Here is a 20,260-nt window from a genome sequence, read left to right as displayed (position 1 = left end):
AGCACCCGGGTCGAGGTGCGTCTGCTTTACCCTTCCACGCGCGACTGTCGCGAAACCTCCCTGGAGCTGTGCTCATGAAAAAGTTTCTTCCCTTCCTTCTTCTGTCCCTGTGTGTTCCCGCTGCCGCATCTGCCGCCAGTCTCAACCTTGGCGCAACCGTCGGCAGCGTCAATAAGAATCTCGGCATCACTTCCAGCGCCATCGGGGCGAAGCCGGTCATCGCCGCAATGCAGGCACCCTGTGTAGGCGGCGGCCCCTGCATCAATCCGGCTCCCTGTTCTAGTTCGCCGGAAAACCCGACCGCGCTGCTGGCCGTTCTCGGCGCCACCGGGTTGCTGGTCGGCCGTCTCGGCTACGGCCGCATGCGGAACCGTAACGCACTCGCTACCTCGGTTGCGGCATAATCGAACGTAGAGATCCTCTACGCAGTGCCGACCGCTACAGACCAGTCGAAGCATCCGGCCGCGTTCCCGGCTCGTCAGCGCTCATCACCGCGACATAACTTTACCAATGAAGCAGCAGCAGGCGCGATCCTGCTGCTGCTTTTGCTTTTGGGCGCGCTTGCCATGCTGCCCATCGTCGCCGACCTTCTCCAGCTCTGGCGTGATGACCCGCTGCGCAGCTTCGGCGCACTCCTTCCCTTCATCAGCTTCGCCCTGATCCTGCGTGTATGGCGCGAGCAGGGTTGGCAGCGGCAGGGCACCCTGTGGGGTCTGTTGCCACTTGCCGGTGCGATCCTTCTCGCCCGCACGATCGGCTCGGTCCTCATCGCCTACGGTTTCCATGGCATCCAGATCTCTCCGGCGCAGCCCGGCCTGCTCTGTTTCGCCTATGGCTCCGGCGTCGTGCTTCTGCTCGGCGGCACCCGGCTGTGGCGGGCTTCCCTGTTTCCGCTGTGCCTTTTGCTGTGCGTCAATCCCGTTCCGCACCTTTTTGAACGTCTTGACTTCCCCCTGCAGACCATCTCCGCCACATCGCCCGCGGCTTCGCCACCCTGCTCGGCCTGCGGCCCTCGGGCGAACAGCTGCAAATGATGTTCGCGCCCCGCTTCGGCATGGTCATCGTCCCCGGCTGTGACGGCATCCGCGGTTCCGCGACCATGGTCTATCTCGCGCTGCTCATCGGCTACCTGCGTCGCATGGGCACCGTCCGCACCGCCCTGCTCATGCTCGCCGGTCTGGCCACGGGCTACCTCCTGAACCTCACACGTCTCTGCACCCTCGTCCTCTACTGCTGGGTCGGCGTGCACTTCCCGCACCTGCGCGGCAACGGCGAACTCATCGATTACTGCATCGGCGGTACGCTGTTTCTGCTGGTCAGTGTCGTCGCGGGCTACCTGCTGTTTCGCCCGCTTCCCCGTTCCAGCCTCACGGCCGCCGCTCCTCGGTCAACCCGTCCGTCACGCGTTCCGTGGCGGCAAACCTTTCAAACTCCCCGATGGATCGCCGCTACCCTTCTCCTCGCCGCCGCCGCTGTAACCGCGGTTCCATCCGCCTGGGCTCTGCTCTTCACGCCCGATGACTATATCGCTCCCGCGGTTGCCGAAGCGGCGCTGCCGGCGCAGGCCGGGCCGTGGCACATGGGCGAACACTGGCGCGAGGATTACTACGGCCAAACCGTTTGGCTTTGGACCGCCTACCACCGCGACGATGGTGCCTCCATTGCCCTTGCCGTCTGGCTCTCACCCAAGCGCCACTACGCCATCCAGAGCCGCCTGATGAACGGCAGCAAGCCTCTGGTCGGCAACCATCTGAACACTACGGCCGCCGATGCCCTGCCCGTCGAGCTTTCCACCTTCACGCTCCAGGACGACCTCGTCGAGCACTCGCTTCCCATCCCCACCTACTTCGCTGAGACCATCTGCGTGCGGAGCCACTGCAGCGTGCAGGAAGCGGGCTTTCAACAGACCGGCTGGATCATCGCATTGAACCCGGTCGACGTTCGCATGAACCGCCGCCTGCCTTTGCTCTTCCGCGTGCAGTCCGTTCCCGGCGGTCAGGAAACGCCCGAGGTGCAGGCAGACGCGCGCCGAGAAATCGCCGGCTTCATCAACACCCTGGATCTGAAATCGCTGACAGAGAAACTAGGCGCACACTAGCTGTCCGCTACCTCGCAATATCGCGCAGTGGCACGCCTGACGTTACCGGCGTCGACACCGCCGAGGTCACCGGCGTCGTCATCCGGCTCGTGTCCGCCATAGCAGCGATCGCCGCGTCGTACCGGCCCAGCATACTGTTTGAGCGGATCGTCGCCATGTCCTGCAGCATTCGCGATCCATCCCGCAGGTAGCTGATCTTCGACCGCTCATCATGCCCCCATGACACGGGCACTTCCGCAATCGTGAAGCCCAGCTTGCGTGCGATAAACAGGATTTCCGGATCGAAGCCCCAACGTTCCACCCGCTGCAGCCGGAAGATCACCTGCGCAGCCTTGCGCTTGAACGCCTTGAATCCACATTGCGTATCGGCATAGGGCAAACCCATCACCGCGCGCGTCAGCGCATTGAAACAGCGGCCGAAGAAACGCCGGTACAGCGGCTGGTGCAGCGTCTGCCGGCTGCGGTCCAGCCAGCGCGACCCGATCGCCACATCCGCGCCCTCTTCGATTGCCGCAAACAGCCGTTCGGCCTCGCCCATCGGCGCGGACAAATCCGCATCGGTAAACATCACAACCTCGCCTGCGGCTTGCAGCAGGCCGTTGCGCACCGAATACCCCTTGCCCCGGTTGCCCGGGTTCTGGATCAGGTGCAGCTCGGGCGAACTCTGCATGTATCTGCGCACGATCGCGGCCGTCTCATCCCACGACCCGTCGTCCACCACGAGCACCTCGGCATCCCACCGGTTTTCCCGCACACACTGCAGCACGCGCGTCAGCGTGCGCTCAATGCGTGCCGCCTCGTTGTAGGCGGGAATCACGATACTCAGGTGTGGTGACGCCATCGTTCGGCCCCGGCAGAGTGCGCTGAAGCAGCAGACACTAATGCGCGATGATATCCGATGTATAAGACGGAAGGAAACGCATTTACGTCGCGTCGCCAGGCAGGAGCCGGCCATCGCTTTCGCATCGCCGCCGAACCGCCGCCACCGCGCCCATCCTGCGAACAAGCCGGTGCTACACTCAGGCCGATGCAGGACCCCGTGTACCCTAGCCAGCCACCCGTTCCACCACCGCCGCCCAGTTACGGCAACTACGCTTATCCGCCCCCGCCGCCACCAGAGCCACGCCGCCGCCGCTCCGGTGCCTTCTGGGCCATGGTCATCGGCGGCTCTGTCGTCGCGATCGTCGCGGTGCTCGGCCTGCTCACATGGTTGGCGGTCAAGTCCGTCAGCAGCGACGGCGACTCTTCCTCCGCCCTCTCCGGCGGCAAACAGATCGGCGTCATCGAGGTCAGCGGCGTTTTGCTCGACGCGGACAAACTCGGCGAACAGCTCCGCAAATTCGGCGACGACGACGACGTAAAGGCAATCGTCCTGCACATTAACTCACCCGGCGGCGGCGCGGCCGTATCGCAGGAGCTCTACAACGAAGTCCTTCGTATCCGTCAGGAAAAGCACAAAAAGATAGTCGCTTCCATCGAAACCGTCGGAGCCAGCGGGGCCTATTACATCGCTTCGGCTTGCGACAAGATCTACGCGAATGATGCCTCCGTCGTCGGCTCCATTGGCGTCATCATGGAGTGGACCAACTACGGCGACCTGCTCCGCTGGGCCAAGCTGAAGCCCGTGGTCCTGCACGCCGGCGAACTCAAAGACGCGGGCGATCCAACCCGCGATCTCACGCCGCGCGAGCAGCAATACTTCCAGGGCCTGATCGACAACATGTACGGCCAGTTCATTCATGACGTGGCACATGGCCGCAATGTCGCGGATGACCGCATCAAGCCACTTGCCACCGGCCAGGTTTGGACCGGCCAGCAGGCCAAGGGCCTCGGCCTTATCGACAAGGAAGGCGGCTTCCGCATCGCGCTGATCGACACCGCACGCTCTGTCGGCATCACCGGCGAACCCAGCGTGAAGCGTCCGCCGAAAAAGAAGCTCGGGCTGCTCGCAGCCCTGAGCGGCACCGACACCGACGACCTGAGCCGCGCGCCAGAAGCAGGCATGCTCCGCATTCTGTCGGCAATCGGGACCTCCGCCGGTGCCCCGCTCGCCACGGACTCGCTCAATCAGTCCCCCGGCTTCTATTTCCTCTGGAAATGACGCGTTGTGCGCTCGGAAGCAACCGCCAGGTTCGATACACTCACTACACGTTGAGACCACCAGGGAGGTGGCAGTGACCAAAGCGGACCTGGTGGATGAAGTCGCGGCACTCGGCGATCTGACGCGCCGTGACGCGGACGTAATCGTGGAAACCATCTTCAACGGCATGATTGACGCCCTGCGCGCCGACGACAAGATCGAAATCCGCGGCTTCGGTTCCTTCCGCTCGCGCCAGCGCAAATCCCGCACCGGCCGTAACCCCAAAACCGGCCAACGCGTCGAGGTGCCCGCCAAGCGCGTTCCCTACTTCAAACCCTCTAAAGAACTTCGCGACCAGGTCAACGCCGCCACCGCCGCCCGCGACGCTTCGGCCTCAACCGAAAGTTGAGCCGCCCGCTCAGCACAGACAGCTAAAGCGCACGCTCACCACAGATTGTCCTCTCGACCGGAGCAGGACAGCTTCACCGTAGGTGCGCAGTGGACGTGGTGCTTGCATAAAGACCTGCATTTTCGCTCGCAGCGGCACGAAGTCTCGAAACAACTCACCGCTCCAGCATTGCCCGAAATGCGCGCTCATACGGCTCCGGCAGCGCCCTCCGCTTCATGTCCCGCCCCACCACCATGTGCGTCGTCTCACCCGTCGCCAGCAGCACACCATCGGCCACGCGCACAATCTCATATCCGATTCGCATCAGCGACCCACGCAACATCAAGATGCCCGTGCGGATCAGCAGATCGTCGTCATACCGCGCCGGGAGCTTATACCGCGCCTGTGCCTCCACCACGCTGATTAGGCAGCCGAAATCTTCTTCCAGCCGGCGGTACTCCAGCCCAAGCGACCGCATGAACTCGACCCGGCCCACCTCAAACCACACCAGGTAGTTCGCGTGGTAGACCACACCCATCTGGTCGGTCTCGGCGTAGCGCACCCGCACGCGCGTTTCCATCCACTGCGCCATCGTCCCTCTTCCAGAGCGTTCGTTGTAGCGCCCTACTCTTCCAGCGGCAGGTCTTCCTCTCGAACGTGTACGCCCACCGCATCCAGCATGTCTTTCTCATGCCGCCGCTCGGCCCATGCCGTCGCCAGCACATACGTGCCATAGCCCAGCACCAACAGCGACAGCAATCCCAGAGGCACCATCCACCACGGGTCGGGGAACGTCACCGCGCACGCCGCTGCATCCAGGTTCATGCATGCGCTCACCCGCTCTGAGCGATGCAACAACACCGGCGTTCCCAGCAGGCTCGCGAACACAAACAGCAGCAGAATGCGAAAGCGCATACCCGAACGATACAGAAACGCGCCTCCGGCGTCGCACCCGGCCGCGCCGCATCTGAAGCACAGGAGGCTGCCGCATGACCGTGAACCCAACCGACGTTCTGCTCGTGATCGACGTGCAACCGGACTTCCTGCCCGGCGGCCCGCTCGCCGTCGCCGAAGGCGATCAGATCATCCCGCTCATCAACCGGCTCGGCCAACGCTTTCAGGAGGTGGTCCTGACCCAGGACTGGCACCCGCCCATGCACATCTCCTTCGCCAGTACCCACGGCAAGCAGCCCTTCAGCGACACCGTCGAGGCCGCCTACGGCACACAGTCCCTCTGGCCCGACCACACCCTGCAGGATTCGCCCGGCGCCGCCGTCGCACCCGCGCTCCACCTGCCTCACGCCGGCCTCATCGTCCGCAAGGGCTTCCGCCGCGACGTCGACTCCTACTCCGCTTTCCTCGAAAATGACCACCGCACGCCAACCGGTCTGGGCGGCTATCTCCGCGAACGCAACCTGAACCGCCTCTTCCTGTGCGGCCTCGCCTGGGACTACTGCGTCGGCTTTTCCGCCCTCGACGCCAGTTCGCTCGGCTTCGAAACGGTCGTCATCGAAGACGCCGTCCGCGGCATCGACCCCAAAGCCATGGAGGCGATGACCACCCGCTGGCAGGACGCCGGCATCCGGCATATCCACAGCGGTGACCTGCTCGGCTAGACCCAGAACCAGGCGTTACTAATTTGGTTCTCTTCCCGTTTTCTTCCGCCATTCGCTGCGAATCAGCGGGATTCCCCTTGACGAACCACTGACGGGTTGCCATTCTAGGCACATCGCGGTCGCCCGTTATCGGACGTGCGCGATATGGGGCCTTGCTCTGGCACCCATCCGCTACACAACAAATGGCAACTATGATGGCACCCGTAGAACAGCGTGAGGTCCTGCGCTGTGACTTCTGCCAGCTCGTGCAGTTTCGCACCGCTTCCAACTCTTGCCGCAAATGCAAGAAGCCTCTGGACGTGGTCGAGGCCAAGCCCACACCACCCGCGCTTACCCTGGTTCCGCCACCCGCAGCCGCTGAAAGCGAAGGCCTGCAGGTGAGCAAGGCCGTACGTGATCTGCGCCGCGTCCGCAATCTGAGCCAGCGCCAGCTTGCCACCCGCATGAACGTGCCCCGCACGTACATCAGCAAGATCGAAAACGGCAAAGCCATGCCAACACTGGGCAGCCTGGAACGACTCGCACGCGCCCTCCAGGTCGACATCAGCGCCCTCCTCCGCGACGCCAAATCACGTCACTCCAACGAGGCTTCCCTGCTCATGAACGACCCGTTCCTGGCAGAGATCGCCGGCTTCTGCGCCAAGCTCGACCCGGTCCAGAAGTCCATCTTCCTGAACCACGTCCGCGAGCTCGCCTCTGGCCGCCGCCGCATCGCCTAGGCGCGACGGTAAACCCGGTTTCACCGCACACTCCTCTCCTCCAGCACCATCGCAAAGCCGTTGCAGTCTTTTGCAACGGCTTTGCGGGACGTGCTACGGTCAATCGCGGAGACAGACGCCTTGCCGCTTACCCAGCCGCTGCGCATTCACGAGCTTTCCCCCGCGGAGCTTGCGATGTACCGCACGCTGGACCAAGCGCGCATGCCCGAGCACGTGGCCATCATCATGGACGGCAACGGCCGCTGGGCCGGCAACCGCACCCTGAAGCGCTTCGTCGGCCACCAGCAGGGCGCGGAAAGCGTGCACTTCGTCGTCGAAGCCGCCAGCCGCATCAACCTTCCCTACCTCACGCTCTACGCCTTTTCCATCGAAAACAACCTGCGCCGCCCCAAAAGCGAAGTCGGCTTCCTCATGAAGCTCCTGCGCAACTACCTGGTCGGCAACGTGCGCCGCATGAACGACAACAACGTCCGCATGCGCTACATCGGCCGCATCCACGAGTTGCCGCCTGACGTGCAGGAAACCATGCGCTGGGCCGAGGCCGAGACCGCCCAGAACAGCGGCACCACCCTTACCCTTGCGCTCAACTACGGCTCCCGCGCTGAAATCGTGGACGCCACCCGAGGCGTCCTGCAGGACCTGCTCGACGAAGCCCACCGCCGCGGCTGCTCGGTCGATGACCTCCTCAGCGTCTCGGGCCTCGACGCCGTCGACGAGTCCGCCCTCGCCCGTCACCTCTACACGCGCGACATGCCCGACCCGGACCTGCTCATTCGTACCTCCGGCGAAATGCGCATTTCCAATTACCTCCTCTGGCAGATCGCCTACTCCGAAATCTTCGTCACCGCCCGCCTCTGGCCCGACTTCCGCGGCGAACATCTCCTGGAATGCATCGCCGCCTTCCAGCAGCGCAATCGCCGCTTCGGCGGCCTCGATTCCGAAAGCAGCGACGAAGACCTCCCCGACCCCCACATGCCCGAACTCGTCCGCACCTAGGGTCTTGTCTTCGTCATAAGCAGTGTCATCCTGAGCGCAGCGAAGATCTGCTTTTCTTCACCCCACCCTCACAGCATTGCGCCCCGCCCCCACCAAAGCACTGTCATTTCGACCGAAGCACCCACAGCTTCACCGTGGGTGCGCAGCGGAGAAACTCCGCATTCACTCGCTCCACCACAGCATTGTCATTTCGACCGAAGCACGCGCGCACTTTGCGCGTGCGCAGCGGAGAAACCCGCATTTTGCTCTCCCCAGAACCCTGCGAGAAGAAAGCACTCCCGCTCACGTTCGACGCTCATTCGCGTATCCTCACCCAAGGCATGAAGCGCATCCTCACCGCGACCATCCTGATCGCGATCGTCCTCGGCGTCATCTTCGTCGGCAACGGCATCGCCCTGGCGATCCTTGCCTGCCTCATCGCCCTGCTCGCCGCCTACGAGTACGCGGAACTCACCCGCACCGGCGGCGCGGGCGTCCCTGTCTGGTGGCTGCTGCCTGCCATCATCCTGCTCTTCGCACAAAGCCAGTTCCTCCCGCTCGAAGGCCCGCTACCCCTGCTCAGCTTTCTCGGCCTCAGCCTATTCACCTTCGCCGCCTTCTTTTACGCCCGCACCGGTAAGCTCCAATTCGTCCTGCCCACCACCGCAGAGGGCTTCTTCGGCCTGATCTACGTCGGTTACCCGCTCATGCTTCTGCCCATGTTCGCGGCAAAGGAGAACGGCAAGACCCTCCTCGTCTTCCTCATGCTCGTTGTCTGGACCGGCGACATCGCCGCCCTCTACATCGGCAAAGCATTCGGCAAACACAAGCTTGCCCCCGCGCTCAGCCCCAATAAGACCTGGGAAGGCGCCATCGCCTCCGTCGTCGGCAGCATGCTGATTGCAGGCATCCTCGTTGCTATCTGCGATGCCGTGGCGCGCCGGGGCACGACAGTCCTCCACATCAGCGAACCGCTTTGGCAGACGCTTCTGCTCGCCCTCCTCGTCAACATCGCCGCCCAAATCGGCGACCTGGTCGAGTCCGGCATCAAGCGCGGCGTCGGCGTGAAAGACTCCGGCACCCTGCTGCCCGGCCACGGCGGCGTCCTCGACCGCATCGACGCCCTTCTCGTCGCCGCCCCCGTCCTCTGGTACCTCTTGCTCCTCAAAGACTCCGCCGGCCTCGGCGGCTTCTAAAATACTCGATGTGAAGAACATCGCGATCCTCGGATCGACCGGCTCCATCGGCACCTCCACCCTCGACATCTGCCAGCGCTACCCGGACCGCTACCACGTCGTCGCCCTCGCCGCCGGCCGCAACGTCGCCGCCGCCCTTGAACAATGCCGCAAGTGGCGCCCCGCCGTCATCAGCATGGCCGACGAGCCCTCCGCCGATCAGCTCAAAACCGAACTACGCAACCACCAAATCACCGGCACCGAAGTCGTCCACGGCACCGCCGGCACCGTGGCCGTCGCCACCCATCCCGATGTCACCTTCGTCGTCAGCGCCATTGTCGGCGTCGCCGGCCTCCAGGCCACCTACGCCGCCGCCGCCCTCGGCCGCGAGATCGGCCTCGCCAACAAGGAGGCCATGGTCGCCGCCGGCGAACTCATCATCGCCAAAGCCCGCGAGACCGGCAGCACCATCCTCCCCATCGACTCCGAGCACAATGCCATCCACCAGTGCATGCGCGGCGGCACCCCGGCCGAGGTCAAGCAGATCTGGCTCACCGCATCCGGTGGTCCCTTCCGCAACACGCCGCTCGCCGACTTCGCCCGCATCACGCCGCAGCAAGCCCTCAAGCACCCCACCTGGGTCATGGGCCAGCGCATCACGGTCGACTCCGCCACCATGCTCAACAAGGGCCTTGAAATCATCGAAGCCTGCCGTCTCTTCGACCTCCCGCCTGACCGCGTCCGCGTCACCATCCACCCGCAGAGCACCATTCATTCCCTGGTCGAGTACGTCGACGGCTCCATCCTCGCCCAGCTCTCCGTCACGGACATGCGCCTGCCCATCCTCTACGCCATGGCCTACCCTGAGCGCGTTCCGTCCGACCTCACCTTCGATCTCGCCACACTCTCGCAGCTCGACTTCCAGCAGCCCGACCTCACCCGCTTCCCCTGCCTGGGCCTCGCGTATCAAGCCGCCCGCGTCGGCGGCACCCATTGCATCGCCCTCAACGCCGCCGACGAGATCGCGGTCGAAGCCTTCCTCAGCGGCGACCTCCCGTTCCTCGGCATCCCCGAAACCATTGAGCGCGTTCTCGCCGCCACCCCCGTCCGCACTCCGGCATCCATCGCCGAAGTCCTGACTGCCGACGAATCCGCCCGCCAACTCGCCCGCGAACTCGTCCGGCAACATACCCCCGTCGTGGCATAGCATCCTTGCCCCGATGTGCCATTGCAACGGTGCCCCACCTTCGCGAAGCTAAGGTGGCCGGAGCAGCACAGGACTCTCCCTTCGTAGTAGTCAGAATGTGTCATTTCGACCGGAGCAGGACGGCTGTATCGTCCTGCGTAGTGGAGAAACCCGCATGTGGAGGCGCCCCTGAAGCAAAGTGCCCCTTCTTCGCTCGCACGTTGCGCGAAGAAGGGGGTGGACAGACTTCCGAAGAACGCAAGGCGCAACTGAGCAGAAAAGGCCCAAACAGCGTCTAATATCCGCAGCACGTTCGCGGCAGCATGCCGCCCACTACCACGGCGTCACACTCGCGCCTGAGGCAAATTTGACCGGCTTTCTCATCTTTCTTGTCGTCCTCGGCTTCATGGTCCTCATTCACGAGGCCGGCCACTTCTTCGCCGCCAAATGGGCCGGCGTGCGCGTCGAGGCCTTCGCCATCGGCTTCGGCAAGCGCCTCTTCGGCGTCATCCACAAAGGCACCGACTACCGCGTCAACCTGCTGCCCCTCGGCGGCTACGTCAAAATGGCCGGCCAGGACGAAATGGCCGGCATCGAAAAGACCTCGGCACCGGCCATCTCCCAGGACAAACATCTGCTCGCGGCAGAACCCTACGGCGCTGCAACCGAGCGCGCCCTCGGCGGCGAACACGAGCGCGAGATCGAAGCCGAAACCGCCGCCATCTCCGTTCGCGAAGGCACCGGCGTCGAGTTCACCGCCGTCCCCCGCTGGAAGCGCATCATCATCGCCCTCGCCGGCCCCGTCGCTAACTTCATCCTCGCCTTCCTCGTCCTCTTCGCCGTCAACGCCTTTCATCACGAGGACGCGCTTTTTCTAAACGGCCCCGCCACCCTCGACTACGTGCCCGTGAACTCTGCCGCCGCGAAGGCCGGCCTGCAGTCTGGCGACACCATCACTTCCATTGGAGACCACGCCACGCCCAATTGGCAGAACCTGATGGAGCAGACCGGCGCCGCCCTGCGTAACACCGTCTCCATCGCTTTTCTGCACAACGGCACTGCCCACACCAGTCAGATTTACTTGGAACCGGTCGATGACGAGCGCGGCCTCACGGACAAGATCGGCATCATCCCGCAGCAGCAGCCCGGCCCCATCGTCGTTCATCGCGTCCAGCCCGGCACGCCCGCCGAACAGGCCGGTCTCAAAGCCGGCGACCACCTGAACTCCGTCGACGGCCACACCTTCCACTCCGTCGCTTCGCTGCTTAACTACCTGACCGACGGCAACGGCAAACTCGTCGTTCTGAACGTTCAGCGCGGCACGCAAATTCTCCAGCTCAACGCACATCCTGAAATCGGCGCCGTCGCCGAAAACCGCAAACAGTTCCGCCTCGGCTTCGAACCCGAACCTCCGCCCTTCACGGTCACGCGCATGCCCGTCGGCGCCGCCGCCGCGCAGTCCTGGCGCGACAACATCCACTTCTCCCTACTCATCGGCCAGATCCTGCACGGCCTCTTCACCCGCCAGGTCTCCATGAAGAACATGAGCGGCCCGGTCGGCATCGAGCAGCAGGTTGCCGAAGCATCCAAAAACGGCATCTGGGAGGTCGCCTCCCTCACCGCCGCCATCAGCCTCAACCTGGGCATCTTCAATCTCCTGCCCATCCCCATCCTCGACGGCGGCCTGATCCTCTTCCTCATCATCGAAAGCATCGCCCGCCGCGACGTAAAACCCGTCGTCAAGGAACGCGTCTACCAGGCTGCTTTCGTCTGCATCCTCGCATTCTTTTGCTTCGTCATGTGGAACGACATCAGCCGCATCATCACCACCCACCACAGCTGACTTCTCTCGAACCTTGCTGCCTCATGACAGTGTCATGAGCGCGACACTGTCATCCTGAGCGCAGCGAAGGACCTGCTTTTCCGATCCGGCAACACCGCATCAATTCCACGCCCAATCGGTCGCAAAGTCGCGTTCCCCGCTCGGCCCCATAACCCATCCCAAAGGCAAGCCACAGCGACCGCGACTCAGACTCCTCCAGCCCTGCCGATCTCCGGCGCACTCCGCGGCTGTTCCCTGCCCGAGCTCATCGACGGCGGTGCCGCCTCCGGTCCAGCACCCCATGCCGTATTCGGCTTCGGTCCCATCGTCAGCGCCAGCACCGCGCCGTCTTTGACGTCATTGAAGCTGAACCAGGTCTTCGTCCACGGCTTGCCATTTAGCGTTGCCGATTGAATAAACATGTTTTGCGGCGAGTTGTTCCGCGCAAGCACCTCAAGCCTCTTGCCGCTGCCCATCACCAGGCTGACTCTGTCGAACAGGGGCGAACCGAGAATGTACTCGTCGCTCGACGGGTCCACTGGATAGAAACCCATCGCGCTCAGCGCGTACCACGACGAAGTCGCGCCCTGGTCGTCCATGCCGGGGTACCCATACCCGGAAGAATCGCTGCCGTACATCTTCGCCAGGATCTCCCGAACCAGCTTCTGCGTCTTCCAGGGCTGTCCTCCCCAGTCGTAGTAGTAGGCAACCTGCTGGTCAGGCTGGTTACCCTGCACATATTGGCCGATCAAGCCCGTGCAATCGCGGCAAATGCCCTTTGGCGTGTAAGGCGTTGAGAAGAATTCATCAAGCTTCCGGTCGAACGCATCGCGCCCGCCCAGCAGGTTTATCAAGCCCTGCACATCGTGTGGTTCGAGCCACAGCGTCGACCAGCCCGACGCCTCCTTCATCATGAAGTTGTAGTACGGCTCCTGCGGGTCGAACGGAGCGATCCATTTCCCATCTTCAGTCCGCCCACGAACGAACCCGATCGACGAATCAAACACATTCCTGTAGTTTGCCGCGCGCTTCAAAAACAGCGCCTCATCTTCCTTTTTGCCAAGCCGGTGCGCGTATTCCGCCATGGCATGGTCGTCCCATGCATACTCCAGTGTGGTCGCGGCTCCCGCCTTTCCTCCGGCATACGGCGGACTCGGGTTTCCCTTCGGAATGAAATCCGAAATCCAGCCGTTCTTGTCATACTCGGCCAGGAACTGCCGCGGACCGGCGGGGTCGGTTGCGTTCTTGCGCAGATACTCGTACGCCGCGGCATAGTCGAACGGGATGCCGCGCTTCCACGACCCCAAAAACAGAAACACCGCATTGTCGCCGTGGAAGGAGGTGTTCATGAACCCCTTCTCGCGCGCCATGTCGAGCTCCGACGCCATGATGTCACGCACCCGCTCGGGCTCCATCATCTCCAGCAGCACAATCTGGTTGCGGCCTGTGTCCCAGAAAGGCACCGGGCCATAGCGATCGTGCGTCGCGGTCTGCACCTTGCCGTTCAGGTCCGTAAACGGCTCGCCCTTCGCGGCAATCAGCCGCGGACTGCTGAACGATTGAAACAGCGTGGAGTAAAACATCGCCCGCTGCTTCGCCGTGCCGCCCTCCACCTCGACACGGTTCAGCAGCGCTGCCCACGCATCCCGGGCCGCCCGGTGAACGCCTTCGAAATCCCAACCCGGTAACTCATCGCGCAGGCGCTGCTCGGCCTGAGCATAGCTCGTGCCATGCGCAATCTTTACCAGCACCTGCTCGCCGGCCGTCGTGCGAAAGGTCAGATAGCCTCCCGCATACGTGCCTGCTATCTGCTTTGCGCCTGGTTGAACGTCCTTGTCGCCAATGCCCCAGCCCGCGTCCTTGCCCGGAGACTTGCGGAAGACTCCGCAATCGCGAAACGGACGGGAAAACTCCGCAACAAAGTACGCCCCGTCGATCGCCCTGCTGTCCTGCGCGATGCCTCGCACGGTGTGGTCGTCCACAATCTCCATGCGGCCGCCATGCTCCCGAAAGTTCAGCAGCACGTTCGCCCGCTCGCTCGCCGGAAAGGTAAAGCGCATCAGGCTCGCCCACCGCGTCGCCGTCAGTTCCACCTTTGTCTGAAACGTGTCGAGGTACACCGAGTAATAGCCCGGCGATGCTTTCTCCCGCGCCTTGTCATAAAAGCTCTCGCGGTAAGCCGGCGGCATGGACCAGTCGCCTACCACGGGCGAAACGATCGGCTCGGCCGATCCGCCATAGGTCGAACCGCCCCCGCCCGTAAATCCCAGCATGGTCGGATTCGTGTAGTAGTACGGCGTAGGAACACCGTTCGGGAACGACAGCGCGATATTGTTGTTGACCGGCGCTGCCTCCACCGAGCTGTGCGGCACGCGGGCTCCCGGCGAGGTTTGTCCCGAGTAGACCGGCTCACCCGGCGGCGGCGCATTGCCGATCAGGTCCTGCCTGTCCAGCGGCGCCGTGCCGACAAGTGGATTGGCCACGTCCACGGGCGCACCTCGCCCCGATTGCCCAACCGCCGCCCCAACCGTCCCCAGAGCAAGGCTCAGACCGGTCAACGCACCGGCACACCAAAGCAGTCGCTGTCCTGCATCACGCTTCAAGGCATTTCCTCCAGCCTCTGCAATACCACTTCGCAGTTCTATCAGGAAGCGAATTACCAGTACCATCTCCATGAGCCCCGTTGGGCAAATTAATACAACCTGGAAGGTGCAATGCAGTCCAAAATGAGCCGCAACGGCGCAACAGGCAACCTCACCCGGCGCGCACTGCTGAAGGGCGGCGCAATCGCCGCCACAGCACTCGCATGCAACCGCGCAGGCTTCGCCTACGCCGGCCAACCTTCCATCCCGCAGGTCCGCCTCAACAACGGCATCAGCATGCCGATGCTCGGCTTCGGCACCTACAGTCTGCGCGGCGATCTGTGCACCGAGAGCGTCGCCGATGCCATCTCCGCCGGCTACCGCCTCCTCGACACCGCCAAGGTCTACCAGAACGAAGAAGCGGTCGGCGCCGGCATACGCAAGAGCGGCATCGATCGTAAGTCCCTCTTCGTCACCTCTAAAATCTGGGTGGAAGACTCCGGCTACGAAAACGCGAAGAAAGCCTTCCAGGTCACCCTCGACAAGCTGGAGCTTGAGTACCTTGACCTCTACCTTATCCACCGCCCGCGCGGCGACGTGAACGGCTCCTGGCGCGCCATGGAAGAGCTCAACGCCGCCGGCAAGATCCGCGCCATCGGCCTCAGCAACTTCGACCCCGCGCAGTACAGCAGCCTAATGGCCGCCGCAAAGACCAGGCCTGCCGTCAACCAGGTGGAAACCCACCCGATTCTCCAGGAAAAAGCGGAACTCGCATCCCTGGAACCGGCGACGGTGCGCATGGAAGCCTGGGCACCCTTCGGCGAAGGCCGCAGCGGCCTGTTCACGAACCCCACCCTCGAAGCGATCGGCAAAAAGCACAACAAAACCGTCGCCCAGACCATGCTCCGCTGGCACTTTCAGCGCGGCGTCATCGCCATCCCACGCTCGTCCAACCCGGCCCACCGCCGCGAAAACCTCGCCATCTTCGATTTCCAGCTCACCCCCGAAGATATGCGCACTATCGCCGCCCTCGACGAAAACCGCTCCCTTTTCCCGGAGTGGACGTAGCGAGAGCGGTCCGATCAGAAGTTCCGCGCGTAGGTATCCCGCGGCAACCCCGCCCGCCGCGCACGGTTCCGCAACGCCATCGCACTCACCGAGTCCAACGGCCCACCCAGCGCTACGAAATAGGGCGCCCGTCCTGTCGGCGAGTACACCTGCGGCTCCATGCCCGTGTACTTCTCCTTCAACTTCACCGCCTTCGTCTGCGCCTGGTTCTGGTAGCGATAGGTGTACGCGATCACGTGCCAGCCCGCCTGCGCTCCCGACGTAAACAGCGAAGTCTTTGCCGCCTGCGAACGCGCCCCACCAGCTGTTGTCGCCTGCTGTGGTGCGTGCGTTGGCACCTGCGGACCCGCCGTACTAGCCGGTTCCGCGCCAGCTTTCGCCGTAGCCACAGCGACTCCCTGACCCTGACCCGCCGACGCCGACGCATCGTGCGCTCCACCCGTCGTGTTCCACAGAACAAACCCCAGCACCGCCGCCCCCACTCCGGAGGCCACCCAGGCCTTGCGCCGCACAAGCCCGTTCCGCACCATCTCCAGACTTTGCAGCAGGCCTCCTCGGGACGCCATGCCCGTGTTGTGCCGCAGCCGGTTTCGCACCCGGTCCAGTCGCAGATTCAGTGATCCGTAAGCCGGTCCGTCCCCCTCCGGTCGCGATCCGGTCCGCCCGCTCCTGGGTGACGCAAAGCGAACACCATCTGCTTCCGCATCCACCGCCGATGCAGCACCCACCGTACCCGCAGACCGTGGTTCGCGCTCCGCCAGCAGCGCTGATACCGCAGCGGGCGAGTTCGCCCCCGCCATGCTGGCCCTTGGGGGCGTCGACACAACCCGTCTTCCCGCACTCACACCGGCAGCCCTCACCGCCGGCTCCGCAACACGCGCGGCTTCCGTCGCACGCACCGCCGCCGCGACCGGCACCACCGGCGTCATCACCGCTGCCGCAGGCACCGGCTCCCTCATCTCCACAGGCCGCGCCGGCTTCAATCCCTCCACCTCGGCAACGATGCCCGCTGCGTCCACCGATCCATTCAGCGCACGCCGCACAATCCGGTCAAACGGACTCGGCAGTTGCATCGCCGTGGTCTCCTCCCACTGCGGCGTCAAGCAGCGGCGCAGCAACAGGCCCAGGTCGTGAACGTCGCGCTGCCGCAGCGCCTCGCGTGCCTCTGGGGTGTCCGCCTCAAAATCGCCCGTACACTCGCGCGCGCAGTCGCTCCGCAGCTTCACCGCCTCGGCCATCGCAAATACGTTAATCGCGTCCACATGTCCGTGGATCAGGCCCGCGGCATGCAACGCTGCCAGCGCGCCGGCGATCGCTTCGGTCACCTCGGCAGCCTCCTCGACCGACAGAACACGTTCCCGAAGCACGTCAGACAAGCTGGCATCCGTTGGCTCCAGCAGGCAAAACGCCAGCGCGACACCATCAAACGTCGTCTGTCCCGAGGCCCGGATCGCCTGCAGCCCAGGGTGGGACACCGCGGCTGCCTTGCGCCACCTCTCGATCAGTTCGCCTTCGTCAAAGTGCGATTCCGTCAGGCGCAGCAGTGCCGGTTGCCCTTCCGCAGTGGTAATGAAAAAGGCACTCCGGCCTTCTGAGCGGCTGAGCCGGCCAAGCGAGTAGCCCGCCAGCGTGTTGCCTTCGTATTCGGTCCAAAGGTGCATAGGTGTCGATCCTGGGGTGAAGTAGGTGATAGGAACTGCACGTTGGCGACCAAAGCCAAACCGCAGCACGCAGCGCGCTTTCCCGTTGAAGCGCTACGTCAACCGCCTGCACGCATGGCAAATCCTGCCCGGACCTATCAACCGGGCAGGAAGATAAGCGGCATCTCCTGCGTTACCCCTCGGCGCACGTTTGCAATGCAACGCATCCCGTCGCGGGCATCGGCAGTGCGCCGCGCCAGCCCGGCGCGCTCAAGCTCCCAGCGTCCGCACCGGCGTCTCATTCCACTGCCCCAGCGCCTTCAACTCATCCGCTACCACACCGGCAATCCGCCGTGCCTCCTGCAACTCACCCTTCGCCAGACTGATCGCCCCCACACGCGGATGCCCGCCCCCGCCGAACCGCTCGCAGATCTTCGAGATGTCCGCCAGCCGCTCCTTTGGCACCGTGGTCCACGGCGAGGTCCCAACCGAAATCTTTACTCGAAAGCTCGACTGCGACAGCCCCACCGCATACACCGCCTCCGGCAGCAGGTAGTACGGGATGAACTTCGAATATCCCTCCGTCGGCTGGTCCGTAATGTCGAACGTAATCACGCCCTGTTCGGCGTTCACACGCGACCGCAGCAGCGTTATGTCCGCATGCTGTTTCGCAAGCCGCGGCTCCAGCGACTCCTGCACAAACACTTCCTGCAGCGTGTCCACCAGCGGCTGCGCGGTAAGCAACGGAATCAGCCGCGGGATGAACGCCGGATCGTTCGTCGACTCGATCGCCGTCGCCAGTTTCATCGCAGGCGCGGCCAGGCCCACCGCCGCCTCCGCCGACTCAAACCGCGCTCCATCGATCACGTCCGCCCAGTGCAGCAGGTCTTCGAGTCCGGCCGTCGAAAACCCAAACCGCTCACGCGCCACGTCCGCGATCAGCCGCGTGCACGACACATACGCCGGATCGAAAAACTTCCGCGTCGCCTCACCTGCCCGCTTCTGCTCCGCCTCAAACTGCTTCCGCAGCTCCTCCGTCATGAACGCGCTCACGTGATGGTCGAACCACCATGTCACCTTCGGCGACGCGGAGTACTTGAAGTCCACAATCGCGTTCTCGTCTCCGGTGAAATCCGCTTCGTCCAACCCACCACCTGCCTGGTGCTGCAGCCCGCAGTAGTCGTACTCGCTTGCCGTGCCGATGCACTCGCGATGGAACCGCGTAAACAATGACGCCGAGCAAGCTCCATCGAAACAATTGTTGTGAAACAGCACCCGCAGCTTCATGCATTCTCCGTTTGCCCGCTCAGCAACATCAACCGGGACTGGTTCAGGTCCAGCTCTCGCTCCAACGTTCGATGCAACTGGTCGCCAATGCGGCCTTCATCGCGCAGGTGTAGCAGCGCCTCGCGCTCCACCGTCGTTGTGTCCTGCAGGATCCGTAACAGCGGGTTCACGTTTGCGCCTGCAATATCAACCGGGCCGCAATCCTGAACCATCTCCAACCGGTGCTCATACGTGTGCAGCAGGTCTTCATAGGTGTGGTCGTTCTCCCGGTCGCGCGCGCGCTCCTGCTCCAGGTGATCCACCGCCGCTCGCAGAATGATCCGCCGCGCCTCGCCTTCCTCGCACGACGCGGTATCATCTTCCCGCAACCGCAACTTCCGCACCAGCCACGGTAGCGAAATCCCCTGCAGCACCAGCGTGAACAGAATCACCGCGTAGGTCAGAAAGATAATCAGGTTCCGCTGTGGAAACGGCTCTCCGTTCTCTCGCGTGTACGGCAGCGAGTTCGCCGCAGCCAGCGCCACAACGCCGCGCATGCCCGTCCAGCCCACCACAAAAATGCCGCGCGGACTCGCGGGACTCGTCTGGTGCTGCAAAACGCGCCGCAGCCGGTTTGAGACCATCGCTCCCGGGTAGACCCACAGCATGCGCAACGCAATTAGCACCAGGCTAAAGACCGTTCCGTAGGCCAGCAGCTGCAAGTGGCTGTACCGGCCCAGCCCCTGCATCACCGCCGGCAACTGCAGTCCCAGCAGAATAAACACCAGCCCGTTCAGCAGAAATTCCAGCGCCTCCCACACCGAATACGCCTGCAGCCGCGTGTTCGCTGAAAAAAAACGCGCCGACTGCCGGCTCATCAGCAGGCCGGCCGCCACCACCGCGATCACGCCCGACGCATGAATCGACTCACCAGCCAAGTAGCACGTGTACGGCGTAATGATGGTGATCGCAATCTCCACCGGACCGTCGTCCACCCATCGCTCCATCCAGATCACAGCCGCGCCAATCGCCAGTCCCACACCCAGGCCGCCCAACAGGAGCCACAGCAGCCGCAGCAATCCCTCGTGTACGGTCGGCGCCATGCCTTCCGTCAGCATCGCCACGCCGAACTCCAGCGCCAAGAGACCCGTCGCATCATTCAGGAGGCTTTCGCCTTCCAGAATGTCCACGATTCGCTGCGGCATGCCAACCTTCCGCGCCACGGAGCTCGCCGCTACCGCGTCCGTCGTACTGACCACCGCCCCCAGCAAAAAGCCCATCCGCCAATCGAACGACGGCAGAAAGTAGTGCGCCGTAAACGCCACGCCGAACGCCGTAAAGAACACAAGCCCGAACGCCAGCAGAGCGATCGCCACAATGTTGAACTTGAACTCGCGCCACGACGTCGTCCACGCCGCACTGAACAAGAGCGGCGGCAGAAACACCAGGAACACAATGTCCGGCGGCAACGGAACGCGCGGCAGGTGTGGCACCAGCGACCCAAGCAGTCCCACCAGTACCAGCACGATCGGGTACGACATGGAAAACCGGCGCGCCACACCGCTGATCGCAGCCACCGCGATCAGCAAACTCAACAGCACCAGCTCCAGCGTGTGAATCGGGGTCATGCTGCCAAACATGCCTT

General features: G+C 63.7%; 17 protein-coding genes and 1 pseudogene. 11 read left to right on the top strand and 7 right to left on the bottom strand.

Annotated elements, in window-relative coordinates:
* Positions 1 to 74 precede the first annotated feature (74 nt).
* Both ACOFKT_RS04140 and xrtJ read left to right on the top strand, forming a co-directional pair.
* The gene (locus tag ACOFKT_RS04140; protein WP_419806163.1) at positions 75 to 404 is read left to right on the top strand and encodes a hypothetical protein; all 330 of its coding nucleotides are present in this window, start codon (positions 75 to 77) and stop codon (positions 402 to 404) included.
* Positions 405 to 566: 162 nt separating this feature from the next.
* A pseudogene (gene xrtJ, locus ACOFKT_RS04135) lies at positions 567 to 2,098 on the top strand (exosortase J).
* Positions 2,099 to 2,105: 7 nt separating this feature from the next.
* Here xrtJ and ACOFKT_RS04130 read toward each other — a convergent pair.
* A complete protein-coding gene (locus tag ACOFKT_RS04130; protein ID WP_419806162.1) occupies positions 2,106 to 2,939 on the bottom strand; it encodes a glycosyltransferase in 834 nt (277 codons plus the stop codon).
* Between the two features lie 186 nt (positions 2,940 to 3,125).
* On the opposite strand from ACOFKT_RS04130, the gene sppA reads away from it, so the two are divergent.
* Both sppA and ACOFKT_RS04120 read left to right on the top strand, forming a co-directional pair.
* Positions 3,126 to 4,199, top strand: coding sequence for a signal peptide peptidase SppA (sppA, locus tag ACOFKT_RS04125; RefSeq protein WP_419806161.1), 1,074 nt, complete (start codon positions 3,126 to 3,128; stop codon positions 4,197 to 4,199).
* Positions 4,200 to 4,272: 73 nt separating this feature from the next.
* Positions 4,273 to 4,587, top strand: coding sequence for an HU family DNA-binding protein (locus ACOFKT_RS04120; protein ID WP_419807101.1), 315 nt, complete (start codon positions 4,273 to 4,275; stop codon positions 4,585 to 4,587).
* 154 nt (positions 4,588 to 4,741) lie between these two features.
* On the opposite strand, the gene ACOFKT_RS04115 is transcribed toward ACOFKT_RS04120, so the two are convergent.
* Both ACOFKT_RS04115 and ACOFKT_RS04110 read right to left on the bottom strand, forming a co-directional pair.
* The gene (locus tag ACOFKT_RS04115) at positions 4,742 to 5,158 is read right to left on the bottom strand and encodes an acyl-CoA thioesterase (RefSeq protein ID WP_419806160.1); all 417 of its coding nucleotides are present in this window, start codon (positions 5,156 to 5,158) and stop codon (positions 4,742 to 4,744) included.
* A 32-nt stretch (positions 5,159 to 5,190) separates the two neighbouring features.
* Entirely contained in the window at positions 5,191 to 5,481 is a 291-nt protein-coding gene (locus ACOFKT_RS04110) for a hypothetical protein (protein ID WP_419806159.1), read from the bottom strand.
* Between the two features lie 74 nt (positions 5,482 to 5,555).
* Here ACOFKT_RS04110 and pncA point away from each other — a divergent pair, with 74 nt between their 5' ends.
* The 6 genes from pncA to rseP all read left to right on the top strand — a co-directional run bounded on the left by pncA (position 5,556) and on the right by rseP (position 12,080).
* The gene (gene pncA / locus ACOFKT_RS04105; protein ID WP_419806158.1) at positions 5,556 to 6,182 is read left to right on the top strand and encodes a bifunctional nicotinamidase/pyrazinamidase; all 627 of its coding nucleotides are present in this window, start codon (positions 5,556 to 5,558) and stop codon (positions 6,180 to 6,182) included.
* Between the two features lie 182 nt (positions 6,183 to 6,364).
* A complete protein-coding gene (locus ACOFKT_RS04100) occupies positions 6,365 to 6,901 on the top strand; it encodes a helix-turn-helix domain-containing protein (protein ID WP_419806157.1) in 537 nt (178 codons plus the stop codon).
* A gap of 174 nt (positions 6,902 to 7,075) precedes the next feature.
* A complete protein-coding gene (gene uppS, locus ACOFKT_RS04095; RefSeq protein WP_419806156.1) occupies positions 7,076 to 7,897 on the top strand; it encodes a polyprenyl diphosphate synthase in 822 nt (273 codons plus the stop codon).
* Positions 7,898 to 8,217: 320 nt separating this feature from the next.
* Positions 8,218 to 9,072, top strand: coding sequence for a phosphatidate cytidylyltransferase (locus ACOFKT_RS04090; RefSeq protein WP_419806155.1), 855 nt, complete (start codon positions 8,218 to 8,220; stop codon positions 9,070 to 9,072).
* 10 nt (positions 9,073 to 9,082) lie between these two features.
* A complete protein-coding gene (locus tag ACOFKT_RS04085) occupies positions 9,083 to 10,258 on the top strand; it encodes a 1-deoxy-D-xylulose-5-phosphate reductoisomerase (protein ID WP_419806154.1) in 1,176 nt (391 codons plus the stop codon).
* Positions 10,259 to 10,604: 346 nt separating this feature from the next.
* Positions 10,605 to 12,080 (top strand): RIP metalloprotease RseP, encoded by a 1,476-nt coding sequence (gene rseP / locus ACOFKT_RS04080; RefSeq protein ID WP_419806153.1) that lies wholly within the window; start codon positions 10,605 to 10,607, stop codon positions 12,078 to 12,080.
* A gap of 185 nt (positions 12,081 to 12,265) precedes the next feature.
* Here the strand turns inward: rseP and ACOFKT_RS04075 are convergent, their stop codons facing one another.
* On the bottom strand, positions 12,266 to 14,662 hold the full coding sequence (locus tag ACOFKT_RS04075) for a GH92 family glycosyl hydrolase (RefSeq protein WP_419806152.1): 2,397 nt from the start codon (positions 14,660 to 14,662) through the stop codon (positions 12,266 to 12,268).
* Positions 14,663 to 14,773: 111 nt separating this feature from the next.
* Here ACOFKT_RS04075 and ACOFKT_RS04070 point away from each other — a divergent pair, with 111 nt between their 5' ends.
* The gene (locus ACOFKT_RS04070; protein ID WP_419806151.1) at positions 14,774 to 15,709 is read left to right on the top strand and encodes an aldo/keto reductase; all 936 of its coding nucleotides are present in this window, start codon (positions 14,774 to 14,776) and stop codon (positions 15,707 to 15,709) included.
* A gap of 14 nt (positions 15,710 to 15,723) precedes the next feature.
* Here ACOFKT_RS04070 and ACOFKT_RS04065 read toward each other — a convergent pair whose 3' ends face one another.
* From ACOFKT_RS04065 to ACOFKT_RS04055, 3 genes are all read right to left on the bottom strand, one after another.
* Positions 15,724 to 17,370, bottom strand: coding sequence for a hypothetical protein (locus ACOFKT_RS04065; protein ID WP_419806150.1), 1,647 nt, complete (start codon positions 17,368 to 17,370; stop codon positions 15,724 to 15,726).
* A gap of 249 nt (positions 17,371 to 17,619) precedes the next feature.
* Positions 17,620 to 18,636, bottom strand: a complete 1,017-nt coding sequence (locus ACOFKT_RS04060) for a phosphoesterase (protein WP_419806149.1) — start codon at positions 18,634 to 18,636, stop codon at positions 17,620 to 17,622.
* The gene (locus ACOFKT_RS04055; RefSeq protein WP_419806148.1) at positions 18,633 to 20,255 is read right to left on the bottom strand and encodes a Na+/H+ antiporter; all 1,623 of its coding nucleotides are present in this window, start codon (positions 20,253 to 20,255) and stop codon (positions 18,633 to 18,635) included. Before ACOFKT_RS04055 ends, ACOFKT_RS04060 begins: the two co-directional genes overlap by 4 nt.
* Between the last annotated feature and the right edge of the window lie 5 nt (positions 20,256 to 20,260).

It is taken from the genome of Terriglobus sp. (assembly GCF_965201105.1).
Classification (GTDB): Bacteria; Acidobacteriota; Terriglobia; order Terriglobales; family Acidobacteriaceae; genus Terriglobus.
This window is presented reverse-complemented; position numbering and strand designations above follow the sequence as displayed.

What these genes read in the sequence shown, in the direction of transcription:
- ACOFKT_RS04140 (WP_419806163.1), top strand. Translation starts at nt 75, where the DNA reads ATGAAAAAGTTTCTTCCCTTCCTTCTTCTGTCCCTGTGTGTTCCCGCT.
- ACOFKT_RS04130 (WP_419806162.1), bottom strand. Translation starts at nt 2,939, where the DNA reads ATGGCGTCACCACACCTGAGTATCGTGATTCCCGCCTACAACGAGGCG.
- sppA (WP_419806161.1), top strand. Translation starts at nt 3,126, where the DNA reads ATGCAGGACCCCGTGTACCCTAGCCAGCCACCCGTTCCACCACCGCCG.
- ACOFKT_RS04115 (WP_419806160.1), bottom strand. Translation starts at nt 5,158, where the DNA reads ATGGCGCAGTGGATGGAAACGCGCGTGCGGGTGCGCTACGCCGAGACC.
- ACOFKT_RS04110 (WP_419806159.1), bottom strand. Translation starts at nt 5,481, where the DNA reads ATGCGCTTTCGCATTCTGCTGCTGTTTGTGTTCGCGAGCCTGCTGGGA.
- pncA (WP_419806158.1), top strand. Translation starts at nt 5,556, where the DNA reads ATGACCGTGAACCCAACCGACGTTCTGCTCGTGATCGACGTGCAACCG.
- ACOFKT_RS04100 (WP_419806157.1), top strand. Translation starts at nt 6,365, where the DNA reads ATGGCAACTATGATGGCACCCGTAGAACAGCGTGAGGTCCTGCGCTGT.
- uppS (WP_419806156.1), top strand. Translation starts at nt 7,076, where the DNA reads ATGTACCGCACGCTGGACCAAGCGCGCATGCCCGAGCACGTGGCCATC.
- ACOFKT_RS04090 (WP_419806155.1), top strand. Translation starts at nt 8,218, where the DNA reads ATGAAGCGCATCCTCACCGCGACCATCCTGATCGCGATCGTCCTCGGC.
- ACOFKT_RS04070 (WP_419806151.1), top strand. Translation starts at nt 14,774, where the DNA reads ATGCAGTCCAAAATGAGCCGCAACGGCGCAACAGGCAACCTCACCCGG.
- ACOFKT_RS04065 (WP_419806150.1), bottom strand. Translation starts at nt 17,370, where the DNA reads ATGCACCTTTGGACCGAATACGAAGGCAACACGCTGGCGGGCTACTCG.
- ACOFKT_RS04060 (WP_419806149.1), bottom strand. Translation starts at nt 18,636, where the DNA reads ATGAAGCTGCGGGTGCTGTTTCACAACAATTGTTTCGATGGAGCTTGC.
- ACOFKT_RS04055 (WP_419806148.1), bottom strand. Translation starts at nt 20,255, where the DNA reads ATGTTTGGCAGCATGACCCCGATTCACACGCTGGAGCTGGTGCTGTTG.